15 protein-coding genes are annotated in these 13,765 nt (G+C 68.1%); 10 read left to right on the top strand and 5 right to left on the bottom strand.

Translation table 11 applies throughout. The features are described 5' to 3' along the window. Positions 1-19 precede the first annotated feature (19 nt). The 5 genes from H291_RS0102800 to H291_RS0102780 all read right to left on the bottom strand — a co-directional run bounded on the left by H291_RS0102800 (position 20) and on the right by H291_RS0102780 (position 5,408). Positions 20-853: a carbohydrate ABC transporter permease gene (locus H291_RS0102800; RefSeq protein ID WP_020013462.1), complete on the bottom strand. Its 834-nt coding sequence runs from the start codon at positions 851-853 to the stop codon at positions 20-22. Beyond that, positions 850-1,749, bottom strand: a complete 900-nt coding sequence (locus H291_RS0102795) for a carbohydrate ABC transporter permease (protein WP_232215973.1) — start codon at positions 1,747-1,749, stop codon at positions 850-852. Before H291_RS0102795 ends, H291_RS0102800 begins: the two co-directional genes overlap by 4 nt. Before the next feature lie 24 nt (positions 1,750-1,773). Beyond that, positions 1,774-2,982 carry an ABC transporter substrate-binding protein gene (locus H291_RS0102790; protein ID WP_020013460.1) on the bottom strand — a complete coding sequence of 403 codons (1,209 nt, stop codon included), beginning with the start codon at positions 2,980-2,982 and terminating at the stop codon, positions 1,774-1,776. A 162-nt stretch (positions 2,983-3,144) separates the two neighbouring features. Next, positions 3,145-4,104: a nucleoside hydrolase gene (locus tag H291_RS32175; RefSeq protein ID WP_020013459.1), complete on the bottom strand. Its 960-nt coding sequence runs from the start codon at positions 4,102-4,104 to the stop codon at positions 3,145-3,147. Further along, entirely contained in the window at positions 4,101-5,408 is a 1,308-nt protein-coding gene (locus H291_RS0102780) for an ADP-ribosylglycohydrolase family protein (protein ID WP_020013458.1), read from the bottom strand. The genes H291_RS32175 and H291_RS0102780 overlap by 4 nt, the downstream gene beginning before the upstream one ends. Before the next feature lie 353 nt (positions 5,409-5,761). Between H291_RS0102780 and H291_RS0102775 the strand changes: the two genes are divergently transcribed. From H291_RS0102775 to H291_RS0102730, 10 genes are all read left to right on the top strand, one after another. Beyond that, complete coding sequence (locus H291_RS0102775) at positions 5,762-7,564, top strand: MOSC domain-containing protein (RefSeq protein WP_020013457.1); 1,803 nt, start codon at positions 5,762-5,764, stop codon at positions 7,562-7,564. Between the two features lie 22 nt (positions 7,565-7,586). Further along, complete coding sequence (locus tag H291_RS0102770) at positions 7,587-8,054, top strand: VOC family protein (RefSeq protein ID WP_020013456.1); 468 nt, start codon at positions 7,587-7,589, stop codon at positions 8,052-8,054. Between the two features lie 91 nt (positions 8,055-8,145). Further along, on the top strand, positions 8,146-9,021 hold the full coding sequence (locus H291_RS0102765; RefSeq protein ID WP_020013455.1) for a DUF427 domain-containing protein: 876 nt from the start codon (positions 8,146-8,148) through the stop codon (positions 9,019-9,021). A 30-nt stretch (positions 9,022-9,051) separates the two neighbouring features. Next, a complete protein-coding gene (gene gcvH, locus H291_RS0102760) occupies positions 9,052-9,447 on the top strand; it encodes a glycine cleavage system protein GcvH (protein WP_020013454.1) in 396 nt (131 codons plus the stop codon). A 31-nt stretch (positions 9,448-9,478) separates the two neighbouring features. Then, positions 9,479-9,652 (top strand): hypothetical protein, encoded by a 174-nt coding sequence (locus H291_RS33615; RefSeq protein ID WP_020013453.1) that lies wholly within the window; start codon positions 9,479-9,481, stop codon positions 9,650-9,652. Next, positions 9,649-10,536 (top strand): ABC transporter ATP-binding protein, encoded by an 888-nt coding sequence (locus tag H291_RS0102750; protein WP_020013452.1) that lies wholly within the window; start codon positions 9,649-9,651, stop codon positions 10,534-10,536. The genes H291_RS33615 and H291_RS0102750 overlap by 4 nt, the downstream gene beginning before the upstream one ends. After that, complete coding sequence (locus H291_RS0102745; RefSeq protein ID WP_020013451.1) at positions 10,536-11,189, top strand: ABC transporter permease; 654 nt, start codon at positions 10,536-10,538, stop codon at positions 11,187-11,189. The genes H291_RS0102750 and H291_RS0102745 overlap by 1 nt, the downstream gene beginning before the upstream one ends. Then, entirely contained in the window at positions 11,186-11,923 is a 738-nt protein-coding gene (locus H291_RS0102740; RefSeq protein ID WP_020013450.1) for an ABC transporter permease, read from the top strand. Before H291_RS0102745 ends, H291_RS0102740 begins: the two co-directional genes overlap by 4 nt. An 8-nt stretch (positions 11,924-11,931) precedes the next feature. Next, positions 11,932-12,846, top strand: a complete 915-nt coding sequence (locus tag H291_RS0102735; protein ID WP_020013449.1) for an ABC transporter substrate-binding protein — start codon at positions 11,932-11,934, stop codon at positions 12,844-12,846. A gap of 35 nt (positions 12,847-12,881) precedes the next feature. Then, the gene (locus H291_RS0102730) at positions 12,882-13,748 is read left to right on the top strand and encodes an alpha/beta fold hydrolase (RefSeq protein WP_020013448.1); all 867 of its coding nucleotides are present in this window, start codon (positions 12,882-12,884) and stop codon (positions 13,746-13,748) included. Positions 13,749-13,765 lie beyond the last annotated feature (17 nt).

Here is a 13,765-nt window from a genome sequence, read left to right as displayed (position 1 = left end):
CGCTGATCGCTTCAGCCTTCTACTTGATCGCTCCATGCATGACCCCACCGATGATCCACCGCTGGAAGACGAGGTAGATGAGCACCATCGGGGTCAGCGCGAGGATGTATGACGAGAACGCCAGGTTGTACTGAGTCGTGAACCGCCCCTGGAACACGTTCTGCACGAGGGGCAGTGTGAACTGCGCCTGGTCGCTGAGCAGCACGAGCGGGAGCATGAAGTCGTTCCACACCCAGAGGCCGGTGAGGATCGCCACCGTGGCGTTGACCGGGGTCAGCAACGGGAAGATCACGTGCCGGAAGGTCGCGAAGGGACCCGCGCCGTCGAGCATCGCCGCTTCCTCGAGCGAGACCGGGACCGTGCTCATGTAGCCGACGTACAGCAGCACGTTGAACGACAGGTTGTACACGACATAGACGATGACCAGACCGGTGAGGTTGCCGAGCCCCAGGAATGCCATCTCCTTGACCAGCGGCAGCATCACGATCGGGAACGGGATGAACAGCGCGGTGAGGAAGTACACGAACAGCCCGCGGTAGAGCCTCTTGTGCAGGTTCCGTGCGATCGCATAACCGACGAGGGAGTTCGTGACGACGACGAGGACGATCGACAGCACGGTCACGAGCAGGCTGTTGCCCAGGGCCTGGAAGAAGCCGGTCGTCTCGATCGCGTCCGAGAAGTTGCTCCACGCCGGGTCCTGCGGGGGCGCCCACAGGTTGCCGCGCAGCTCGCTCGGCGACTTGAGTGCCGTGACGACGGTGAAGTAGAGCGGGATGGCGATCGTCAGGGACCCGATCGCCAGCAGGGCGGTCAGCAGCCATCTCGAGATGCTCTGCGCGCGTGAGTCGTTCATGCCGCGGTCTCCCTCCGGCGATGGAATCGGATCTGGAAGGCAGACAGGACAGCGATGATGACGAAGTAGACGACGGCGTTGGCCGATTGGTACCCGAACTCGCCGCCGGCGAATCCTGCCCGGTAGATCAGGAAGGAGATCGACTGGGTCGCGTTGCCCGGACCGCCCTCGGTCAGGGCGACGATCTGGTCGAAGACCTGCACGAAGTCCTTGAAGCTCAGCAGGATGTTGATGGTGAAGAACGGCGCGATGAGCGGGACCGTGATGGACCAGAAGCGGCGCCAGGCGGAGGCACCGTCGAGGTGCGCGGCTTCGACGACGTCCTCCGGCACCGTCTGTAGCCCGGCGATGTAGATGACGGTGATGGTCGAGCAGTACCGCCACACGGTGACGATCACCACCCCGATCCAGGCGGTGTCGGGCGAGCCGAGGATGTTCGTCGACAGCCAGTCGATACCGAGCGCCTTGCCGATCTGCGGAACGCCGGTCGAGAAGATCGTGTTGAAGATATAGCTCACCACGATCACCGAGAGGATCGCGGGAAGGAAGTACACGCTGCGCATGAACGAGCGGAACCTGATGTTCGCGCTCAGGGCCAGCGCGAGCAGGATGCTGATGATGTTCGCGGCGAACGTGGAGACCACGGCGAAGCCGAGGGTGAACACGTAGCTGTCCAGGACGTCTCCGTCCTGGAACAGACGGACGTAGTTGTCGAGACCGACGAAGTCCCAGCTGCCGTACCCGCGACTGTCCGTGAAGCTGTAGAACAGACCCTGGAGCGCCGGCACGGTATGGAAGACGAAGAACAGTGCCGCAGCCGGCAGCGCCATGATCAGAAATGCTCTCGAGCCGTTTCGCATTCGCCGTCTGCCTTTCCGAGAGCGGCCGGACGACATCGGGACGCCGAGCCTTTCAGTGGACTACTTCTTGAGGCCGTACGCCGCGAAGTCGTCGTCCAGCGCTGCGAGATACGCGGACCGGTCTCCGGAGCTCAGGTACTCCCAGGTGATGGCCTGGTAGTTCGTACCGCCGGTGAAGAATCCGTCCGAGTACGTGGCCGTCCTCCCGGCATCGATCCAGTCGGTCTTCAGGCCGGCCATGAGCGGGTCCGCGGACCGCACGTCGTCCCGCACGGAGAACAGGGCCTGCTGGTCGGCGAACAGCTTCTGGGCGGGTGCGCTCAGCAGGTAGTCCAGGAACTCCTGCGCCTCCTGAGTGTGCGGTCCGTCCTTGTAGACCGACAGATACGAGTCCGGACCTGCCGGGACCTTGGTCTCGAAGTCCGGATCGGGGCTCGGCATCACGAAAGCGCCCACGTCGAGCTCGGGGTTGGCCTTCTCGATGCCGGGCAGGGCCCACGTTCCGTCCACGTACATCGCCGCGTCCTCGTCGGCGAACGAAGCCAGGGCGGTGTCGTAGTCGGCACCCCAGACATCTGCCTGCGCGTAGTCCTTGAGCTCGAGCATCTTCTCCGTGGCCAGGGCCCACTCGGACTGTTCGCTGAAGGTGGTCTCGCCCTCCTGCAGCTGGGCCAGCAGGTCGGTCGGCTTCACGGACGCGACGACGGAGTTCGCCAGTGCCATGGGAGGCCAGGTGTCCTTCCAGCCGAAGACGAACGGCGCGCCTCCGGCGGCCTTGACGGTCTCGGCGACGTCGAGAAACTCGTCCCACGTGGCCGGCGGGGTCACCCCGTACTGAGCGAACAGGTCCCTGTTGTAGAGGACCAGCTGCGCGTTGGTCGCCCAGGGCACAGCGAGCGCCTGGTCCGTCTGACCTGCCTCCTTGAGGTAGTCGAGGGCCTTGGTGTCGTCGACGGCCCGGTATGCCTCGGTGTCCGAGAGGTCGGCGAGCAGGTCGCTCTGCGCCATGTCGTAGTACGCGCTGACGTTCAGCGAGATCAGGTCAGGCACGTCCCCCTTGGCCAGGCGCGACTTGAGAACCGTGACAGAGTCCTGCACCGAGGTCTGCTCGACGCGGATGTCCGGGTGCGTCCTCTCGAACTCGGCGATCAGCTCGTCGACGGTGGCGATGGCCTCGGTCTTGCTCTGGAAGATCTCGATCTGGACCTTCCCGTCCGACGACCCGCCACACCCGGAGAGCAGCACCGCGACGGATGCGGCGGCGGTCATGACAGCAGTCCCGCTCAGGTTCCTTCTCACGATGACTCCATGGCTCGGTGGTGCGGTGGCAGCCGTGTGACGGCGTGCTCGGCGTGCTGCAGGGCTGGAACGGTGTTCGACCCTGTGAGTGTGTCTCTGTGGGACATCGTTGCCCTCCGTCTCTGGTTGGGACTACAGCGCGGCCAGCCGGTCGAGGATCAAGGCGTGCACCGCCGGCACGTCGGTGTCGACCGCTGTCGCGATGCTCGCGACGGTGTCCGCACCGGCACCTGCGGCCAGAACCAGACGGCCCTGCTCCAGGTCGACCACGACCTCTACCTCGGCGAACCGGCCGAGTTCCGGGCGGAGGATCGTCACCAGCACCAGGGGGTCGTGAAGCATGCAGAACGGCTCGCTGTCACTGGATCCCGCACGCGACTCCTGCCCGATCCACGCATCGACGCGGTCGCCGAGCCATGCACCGACCCCGTTGCCGGAGTCCCGCGCACGCAGCGACGCAGCGTCCCGCCTGGTCAGCCGCACCCGGCTGGTCTGGTCGACGCCGATCGTGCGAACCTTCGCTCCCGAACGCAGCACCACGTCGGCGGCCTCGGGGTCGACGAGGACGTTGAAGTCGGGGACAGCTCCACGGCCGCCGGTATCCCCGGGCCCCGTGGCGTTGCCCGCCATGACGACTATCTCGTTCACCTTGGAAGCAAACCCTGGATCCAGCCGGACCGCCTCGGCGACGTTGGTGAGCGGACCGATCGCCGCCAGGGTGATCTCCCCCGGCCGTGCCGACACCTGCTCGACGAGCCACTGCGCGGCGTCGGCAGCGATCCCGACGGGCGCCCCGGCCGTTCCGGTCGGCGCCGCGGAGCCGAAGACCCGCCAGACATGCGCCATGTCCTGTCGGAGCGGAGCAGCCGCCCCCAGGTGCACCGGAACGTCGGGACGCCCGAGCCGCTCGAGCAGGTCGCGCGCCAGGGTGTAGCCGGTGCCGACGCCCACGTTTCCGTTGACCACCGTCAGGCCGAGCACATCGAGCTCCGGCGACGCCAGCGCGAGGGCGATGGCGAGGCCGTCGTCGATGACACTCCCCGGTTCACCGAGCCCGGGGTCGGTATCGATGATGATCGGAACCGCGCTCATCGGTCGCTCCGGAACGACTCGACGAGGGCGAGGGTGCGGTCGGTCAGCTCGTCGATGGTGATGCGGTCGAAGCCGCGTACGGCGCTCCGCACGTGCACGTGGGTCGTGCCGACGAGCTCGGACGGGACGGCCCCGGCGCCGTGCAGCGCGCCGTAGACGCTGCCCGTGGTCGCCGCCGTCGAGTCGGTGTCGGCGCCTGCCGCGATCGTCTTCGCCACCGCGTCCGTGAAGCCGGTCCCCCACAACAGGCCGGCTGCGATGATCGCCGCGTTGTTGACCGTGGCGACCCAGTTGTAATGGCCGAGACGGGCGTCGATCCAGTCCAGCGCCCCGTCGTGATCGATGCCCGTGGCGTGCAGGTCGAGGATCCCTCGGATGGCCTCGTAGAGACGCGATCCTGTCGGTACCACGCCCAGCGATCGGGAGATGGCGACACGCGCGTCGTTCGTCGCGAGGGCCGCGGCGACGAGCGCTGCCGCCCACATCTCGCCGTAGATGCCGTTCCTCGTGTGGCTGAGCCTCGCGTCGACGAGGGCGGCGACCGCAGCTGACGCCGGGTCACCGGCGTGGACGTAGCCGAAGATGTCAGCTCGGATCAGCGCCCCGATCCACTCGCGGTACGGGTTGCCGAAGGTCGCGGTCTCGGGGATCGGCTTGCCGAGGAGAAGGTTGCGGTATGCCGCGCGTTCTGCGGTGAACGTCTGCGTGAAAGGCAGCCGGTCGAGCCACTCGCGCGCGACGTCCTCGGTCGCCAGGTCCCGCCCGTAGCGCTCCAGCATGAAGAGGCCGAGGATCGTCCAGTCGATGTCGTCGTCGCGCGGGACGTCCGCGAAGGTGCCGAGCGCCGAGACCGGGCCGTCAGGATGGATCCAGCGGATCCCGGCGGGGACCGGATCGACGAGCGGCACGTAACCGGTCTGCGGCCACGCGCCGCCCGCCTCCAGGTAGAGCCGTACCTCGCGGCGGTTCATCCCTTCAACGGGCTTGCCCATGGTGTTGCCGACAGTGCGGCCGAGCCATGCTCCCTTCAGCCGGGCGCGAAGCCGCCCCGCATCGACAGGAAGTTCGGTGACCGACCTGGCAGTCCGACGGAGCTCGTCCTCGTCGTCCGGCTCGGTGTAGGCCCATCCGGGGTCGAGCCTCGAGCGCTCCAGTGCCGCCGCGATCTCGGCAAGACCTGTCAGGTCGTTGGCGGCCGCCGCCGTGCGCGCGCGCTCGACCAGCGCCTCGACGTCGTACCCGCTGTGCGCCCGTTGCTCCGCCTCGTCCGGCACCAGGTCGCGGGGGTCAAGGACGTCATGCATCTGCTGAGCTCCTAGAGATAGGCGATCCCGCAAACCAGTTTGTGCGACTACGGCTTCCGCACCTTCCAGGCTGGAAAGGAACCCTCTCAGCCTAGGGATCACATCCGCGGGATCCGCGCGCAAACTACTTTGCGTCGGTTTCGACGGTAGCACACGCCGTTCGACCCGGGTCAAGGGTCCCCGAACGCGCTCTCCGCCCTGCGCCCGAGCCCTCCGTGGCACTACCCGCACGGACTACCCGACGGGGGATCCGGCCGCCATCACTGCCGTCGCAGACTGACCGGAGGTTCTGAAGGGAGAGCCATGACTACCCGCCGTCGACCGCACGGAAGCAGCACCCACGGTGCCCAGCCATGATCGAGACCGCCGAGCCGTCGCAGTCCGCCCCTCCGGTGGAGGAGGACGGTCCCCCGGTGCTGCTCTCCGTCAACGTCGGCCTGCCACGACCGGTCCGCTGGAACGGGACCACCGTCTACACCGGGATCCACAAGTCGCCGGTCGCAGGCCCGCGCACCGTCCGCCGACTCAACGTCGACGGCGACGGACAGGGCGACCCCGAAGGCCACGGAGGTGAACAGCGGGCGGTCCTCGTCTATCAGCGGGGCTCCTACGCTCACTGGTCTCGGGTCTTCGGGCGTGACGACCTGACCCCGGGCAGCTTCGGTGAGAACTTCACCGTCTCCGGGCTGGCTGACGACGACGTGTGCATCGGCGACCGGTACCGGATCGGAACAGCGGAGTTCGAGGTGACACAGCCCCGGGTGACGTGCTTCCGCGTGGGGATGCGGCTCGGTGTCCCCGAGCTACCCGCACTTCTGGTGAGCCATCGTCGCCCCGGCTTCTACCTGCGGGTCATCACCGAGGGCGAGGTCAGCGCCGGCGACCACATCATCAAGACCCGTACCGGCCGGAACCAGCTGTCGGTCGCCGATGTCGACGCTCTGCTCTACCTGCCCGGCAGGCGTGCGGAGACGTTGCGTCGAGCGGTCGAGATCAGCGCCCTCAGCCCGGGTTGGCAGCAGTCGTTCCGCGACCTGCTCGACGGCGACCTGTCCTCGGCGACCGTCGCCGGCCCCTCACCGGCCGGCGCCGGACCCGCGTGGGCGGGCTTCCGGCCGATGACCGTCAGGCGGGTGGTCCAGGAGACCAGCACCGTGACCTCGTACCACTTGGAGGACCCGCAGACACCCGTGGCACGCGCCCTGCCCGGCCAGTACCTGACGCTCCGCCTGCACGAGGGGGACGATGAAGCACTGCTCGTCCGCAGCTATTCGATCTCGGCGCTGGAGGGCACGGGGCGCTACCGCATCACGGTGCGACGCGATGCTCATGGTCGCGCAGGACGTTTCCTCCACGACCACGTGCGAGTGGGCACGACGGTCGATGTCGCGGCTCCACGTGGCACCTTCGCCCTGCGGCCGGACGGATCGCCTGCACTGCTTGCCTCGGCCGGCGTCGGGGTCACACCGATGATCGCCATGCTTCGCGAGGCAGTGCGGAGCGGACGTCAGCGGCCCATCTGGTGGCTGCACGTCGCACGCAGCCGAGCGGACCACGTCTTCGCCGCGGAAGCCGAGCAGCTCCTCGAGCAGCTGCCGGGCAGCCGGTCGATGACCTTCTACACCCGGTCCGAACAGGGAGGGACAGGCCACGACGCCGCGACCGTGCGCGGAGGCCGTCCCGATGCCGACGACCTAGCCCGTCTCGGCCTGCCGTCCTCTGCCTGGGCATACCTCTGCGGGCCGCCGGGATTCGTGGCCGAGATCGGCGGCGCCCTCCGCCGTCTCGGACTGGCGTCCGGTCGGATCCGCTCCGAGCTCTTCGAGGCACTGCCGCCCGTCGCGCCGGGCGTGCTCGACGGCGGGGTCGTATCACCTCACCAGCCGACCGAACTAGGCACAGGGCCGCTGGTCACCTTCGCCCGGAGCGGCCTGAGCGTGCGCTGGCGCGAGCGGGACCGGTCGTTGCTCGAGCTCGCCGAGGCGTGCGCAGTCCCGACACGGTGGTCGTGCCGGACGGGGGTCTGCCACACCTGCGCGACCCCCGTGATCTCTGGCGCCGCCAGCTACCAACCGATCCCGCTCGAACCGCCGCCTGCCGGACAGACCCTGCTGTGCTGCGCCCGACCGACAGAAGACATGGTCGTCGACGCCTGACGACCTGGACCAGGAGAACCGCATGGACTACCGGCTCGAGGTCATCACCCTTCCCGTCAGGGACGTCGAGGCAGCGATCGCGTTCTACCGCGACCGACTCGGCTTTCGTCTCGACGTGGACTGGGCACCGACCGACACCTTCCGTGTGGCCCAGCTGACCCCGGCCGGGTCCGCAACGTCGGTCCAGCTGGGCGTGGGGATCACCGACGCCAGACCCGGATCGGCTGCCGAGAACTACCTGGTCGTGACGGACATCGAGGCGGCCCACCGCGAGCTCGCACGTCGCGGGGCTGATCCGGGCCCGCTGGCCCACAAGGCCGACCCACAGCACTGGGCCGGTCGATACCACCCCGGCCCCGATCCGGACCGCTCCGACTATGCCAGCTCGTTCGTGGTGACCGACCCCGACGGGAACACCTGGCGGGTACAGGAACGCGGCCATGCGCACAGGCGCGCGACGACCACCACCCCCGGTGCGCCCGCGCCCTGAGAGCCTCGCATGCCGACGAGCGGGTACTCGTCGCCGAGGAAACCACACATCGCCCATCCCCCGGATGACCGGGCAACGAAGGGAGCCCCTCATGGGACTCAGCTGGCAGCAGGGCCCGCTCGCCTCACGGGGAGTCGGCACGTTCCTCACCGCTACGCCGCTACCGGAGCGGTTGCTGTTCGCCGAACCGCTCCGCCGACGCATGCGGGTCCAGTTCCGCGGGCAGTGGATCGCCGACAGTGAGGACGTGGTCCTGCTGCACGAGCCGGGCCACTACCCCGTGGCGTTCTTTCCACGGACCGACGTCAGGGCGGACGCGCTGGAGCCCACCGGCCGGACGACACAGCACCGCGAGCTCGGCGAGACGGCCTGGTTCACGGTCACCGCCTCCGGGGAGAGCGCCGAGCGTGCAGCTTGGCAACACACCGGACTGCCGGATCACGCGGGTCTCCTCGCCGACCGGGTCGCGTTCGCCTGGCGGAAGATGGACGCCTTCTACGAGGAGGACGAACGCATCCTGGGCCATGCGGCGGACGCCTACCACCGCATCGATGTCCGGTCCACCACCCGGCACCTCGTCGTCAGGCACGGTGAGAAGGTCATCGCCGACACCCACACCCCGACCGTCCTCTACGAGTCCGGCTTCGCGCCACGCTGGTACGTGGACCGCGACGACGTAGCGCTGGACGCACTCAGCCCCCTCGAGGGGCAGACGTTCTGCCCCTACAAGGGACTGGCCAGCTACTACTCCGTCGACGGCGTCGACCATGCGGCCTGGTCCTACGAGAACGCGTTCACCGAGGTCGAACGTGTCGACACGCTGCTCTCGTTCGAGCCCGACCTGCTCGAGATCTACCTCGACGACGTCCGCCAGGAACTGGCTCCGGGGCAGCTCGTGGTCGCCCACGGGATCGACCGCGCACTGGACCCGGACGAGCTCAAGGCCAGGACCCGCCCCGCGGACTGAACACCACCCGAGCACGAGAGGCAGCGAATCATGGCAGAGGTTCCATCGGGACTGCGCTACGTCCAGGACCACCACTGGGTCGCGCAGGTAGAGCCCGGCACCGTCCGGATGGGCGTGACCGATTTCGCCCAGGAGTCGCTCGGTGACGTCGTCGCCGTCGAGCTACCACCGGTAGGCACCGCGACGACCGCCGGCGTGGCGATGGGCGAGATCGAGTCCACCAAGAGCGTGAGCGACCTCGTCGCACCGGTCACAGGGACGGTGTCCGCCGTCAACGAGTCCGTCGCAGAGCAGCCAGAGATCGTCAACACCGACCCGTACGGGTCGGCCTGGCTGGTCGAGATCGCGATCGAGCAAGCGGCTCCGACCTCACCGCTCCAGGCCTTGTTGACGGCTTCGGAATACGCACGCCTGACAGGCCAGTGACGATCACTCACGAGTACGGCAGGAGATCACGATGAGCACGGCACCCACCGGGAAGTCTCCGGAAGGAACGCTGCCCGCGTTCCGGGGCACAGACAGGGCCAGCGGGCACCCGAGGTCGGTCCTCCACCGGATCCTGAGGCGGGTCGTCACCTTCGTCGTGCCGCCCGACGACAAGATCGCCCAGACGTGGCGGTGGCTCCTGTGATCGAGTTCGTCGGGGTGACCAAGACCTACGACGGAGGCGCACCTGCTGTCGACAACTTCAGCCTGCGGCTCGCCCCACGCAGGATCACGGCGCTCGTGGGCTCAAGCGGCTGCGGCAAGACCACGCTCCTGCGGATGATCAACCGCATGGTCGACCCCACCGTCGGGCGGGTCGAGATCGACGGCGAGGACATCGCCGGCCGACGACCTGTCGGGCTACGGCGCGGCATCGGGTACGTGCCGCAGGACTCCGGGCTCCTGCCGCACCGTCGCGTGATCGACAACATCTCGGTGGTACCGCTCCTGAACGGTGCGACCAGAGCCGCCGCACGGCTGCGGGCGAGTGAGCTCATGGCGGTGGTCGGGCTCGACCCGGCGCTCGCCCACCGGTATCCGGCGCAGCTGTCGGGCGGCCAACGACAGCGTGTCGCCGTCGCCCGAGCGTTGGCAGGGAACCCCAACATCCTGCTCATGGACGAGCCCTTCGGAGCCGTCGACCCGATCGTCCGGGCGGACCTGCAGCAGGAGACCCTGCGTCTCCAGCACGAGCTCCGCAAGACGATCGTGCTCGTCACCCATGACATCGACGAGGCGTTCCTGCTCGGCGACGAGGTGGTCGTGCTGCGGCCGGGAGCGCAGGTGGCACAGCACGGAACTCCGGCAGACATCCTTGCCGACCCGGCAGACAGCTTCGTCGCGGCGTTCATCGGCAGCGCCCGCGGCAAACGGCGCCTCACCATCAGCGCCCAGCGGTCCGTGGACGGAGCCGATCGGGTGGTCGTCGACGCCGGTGGCTACCCCGTCGGCGTCATCGCGGCACCCGAGGGTCGCCTACCGGTCGCCGACCCGACGCCCAGGTCACGCGGCGCTCAGGTGGTGGGCTGATGTCGTGGTTGCTGGACAACTTCACCCTCGTGACGGAGCTTGCGCTGCAGCACGCCCGCCTCAGCGCGGTGCCGATCGTCGTCGGACTGCTCGCATCGATATCTCTCGGGTGGCTGGCCCATCGTGTCCGAGCAGCACGGCTCATCGTGCTCACGTCGTTCAGCCTCATCTTCACGGTCCCGTCCCTGGCGCTCTTCGTCCTTCTTCCGCTGGTGCTGAACACGCGCGTCCTCGATGAGCGCAACGTCATCGCTGCCATGTCGCTCTACGCGATCGCGACCATGCTGCGCGGCGCCGTGGACGGATTCGACCACCTCTCGCCAGGCGTCACGAGATCAGCCACGGCGCTGGGCTACTCCCCCACCGGTCTCTTCTGGAAGGTCCAGCTGCCGCTCGCGGGACCGGTCCTGCTCGCGAACCTGCGCGTGGTCTCGGCCAGCACGGTCAGTCTGGTGAGTGTCGGAGCACTCATCGGCAAGGGCGGCCTGGGCTACCTCTTCACCAACGGGTTCCAGCGCAACCACCCGACAGAGATCGTGGTGGGGATCGTCGCAGTCCTGCTCCTGGCGCTCTCCTTCGACGTCGTCCTGGTGCTGGTCGGTCGTGCGGCTCTGCCCTGGATACGCAACCTGGGCGGAACGAGCCCCACATGAACTACATCACCGACGCGGTCCAATTCATCTTCGACCCCCAGAACTGGCCCGGACCTGATGGGATCGCGACCCGCCTCACGCAGCACGTTCTCTACGCGGCGGCCGGCGTCGTCGGCGCAACCATCGTCGCGGTGCCGCTCGGGCTCGTCGCCGGCCACACCGGTCGTGGACGCGACCTCGTCGCGACAGTCACCGGAGCCGCACGTGCGCTGCCCACCTTCGGACTGCTCTTGTTCGCCGTTCTCCTGTTCGGACTGCACCTCGCGCCCGTCATCGCCGTGCTGGTGCTCCTGGCAATCCCACCGATCCTCGCCGGAACCTACACGGGGGTCGAGGCCGCAGGACGCACCGCGGTGGACGGCGCCCGCGGAAGCGGGTTCAGCGAGCTCCAGATCGTACGGCGGGTCGAGCTGCCGCTGGCCATGCCACTCGTTCTGGGCGGCATCCGCTCGGCCACCCTGCAGGCCGTCGCCACGGCGACGATCGCCGGCTACGTCGCGCAGGGAGCACTCGGTCGTTACCTGATCGAAGGTCTGGCTCGCCACGAGTACGCCACCGCAGTCGTCGGGGCGCTGCTCGTAGCCGGTCTCGCTCTCCTCTGCGACGCCGCGCTCGCCTCTGTCCAGATACTCACGACACCGCATGGTGCGGGCCGAACAGAGCCTCGACGCTTCCTTCCCCCACGCGGTCACACCAGCACGGCAGCCACTCCGAAAGGACCACGACTCCGATGAGACCATCCATGCGGTTCACCGCGGCGAGCCTGACCGCTATCGCCGTCGGTCTGCTGGCGAGCGGGTGCTACGCCACGGATCCCCTCGTGGCCGACGCGGACCCTGACGCCACCATCACCATCGGCTCCCAAGGATTCGCCGAGAGCGACATCCTCGCGTACGTCTACGGGCTCGTCCTGGCCGACCAGGACTACGAGGTGAGGTATCAGCTCGGGATCGGCGCGCGCGAGATCTTCATCCCAGCCCTGCAGGACGGATCGATCGACCTCATCGCCGACTACTCGGGCAACCTGCTGCGGGCAGCAGATCCGGACACCACCGCTTCGACGCCGGAGGACGTGAACGCCGCACTGCCGGAGGCTGTGGCCGCGCTCGATCTGGCGACGCTCGCTCCTGCACCCGCCGAGGACGCCGACGCGCTGGTCGTCAGTGCGGAGTTCGCCGAGGCGCACGACCTCGTCTCCATCGCCGATCTGGCGCCCATCGCCGACACCATCACGATCGGGTCGAACACGGAGTACGAGACCCGACACTACGGCCGGCCCGGTCTCGCCCGCGTCTACGGCGTCCAGGGGTGGAAGTTCCTCGCTATCGACGACTTCGGCGGACCCGCGACGCTGGACGCCCTGCTCACGGATCGAATCCAGGTCGCGGACATCTTCACCACCAACCCAGCCCTTCAGCGTGACGACCTGGTCGTCCTGGACGATCCCGAGCGTCTCATCGCGGCACAGAACATCGTCCCCCTGCTCAACGACCGGCTTCGTGCCGGAGAGCTCGGCGAGGTGCTCGACCCCGTCTCCGCCCAGCTGACCACCGCCGAGCTGACATCCCTCAACGCCATCGCCGCCGGACCGGACAAGCCCTCTCCCGAGCAGGTCGCACGGGAGTGGCTCGTCCGGAAGGGCCTGCTCGAACGTTGACCAGCACCGCATCACACCAAGAGAAAGGCAGTTCCATGGTTGCCATCCACCACCGCTACCGGACCGTCGACGGACAGCGGCTCTTCTACCGCGAGGCCGGATCTCCGCAGGCCCCGACACTCGTGCTGCTGCACGGCTTCCCCACCAGCTCGCACATGTTCCGCAACCTCATCCCGCTCCTGGCGGACCGCTATCACGTCATCGCTCCGGACCACCTCGGGTTCGGGCTCTCCGACACTCCCGGCGCGAACGAGTTCGACTACACGTTCGATGCGCTCACCGACCTGACCGAGGGCCTGCTCGACGCGATCGGGATCGGCAGCTACGCCATGTACGTCCAGGACTACGGCGCACCGATCGGGTGGCGTCTCGCCCTGCGCCACCCCACCAGGATCACCGCGATCATCAGCCAGAACGGCAACGCCTACGACGCCGGTTTCGTCGACGGCTTCTGGAAGACCGTCTGGGCCTATCACGCCGAGCAGAACGAGAGCACCGAACAGGGCATGCGCTTCGCGCTCACCCTTGAGGCGACACAGTGGCAGTACCTCACCGGGGTCCCCGACGAGACCCTCGTCGACCCCGGCACGTGGGCACACGACTACGCGCTGATCTCCCGACCCGGCAACGACCTGGTCCAGCTTGCGCTCTTCCTCGACTACCGGACCAACCCGCCGCTCTACCCGGCGGTCCAGGCCTACTTCCGCCAGTCGCAGGTGCCCCTGCTGGCCGTCTGGGGGCAGGGCGACGAGATCTTCGGCCCGGACGGGGCCACCGCCTTCCGGACGGATCTTCCCGGTGCCGAGATCCACCTCCTCGAGGGCGGCCACTTCCTGCTCGAGAGCGCCCTGGACAAGACCACCGACATCATCCGCGAGTTCCTGCGGGACCACGTGGGCTGACCGATGGACCTCGCACC

This window comes from Promicromonospora sukumoe 327MFSha3.1, from assembly GCF_000385135.1.
In the GTDB taxonomy this organism is placed as follows: Bacteria; Actinomycetota; Actinomycetes; order Actinomycetales; family Cellulomonadaceae; genus Promicromonospora; species Promicromonospora sukumoe_B.
Note: the sequence above shows the minus strand (reverse complement) of the source record. Positions and strands in the feature narration are given on the sequence as shown.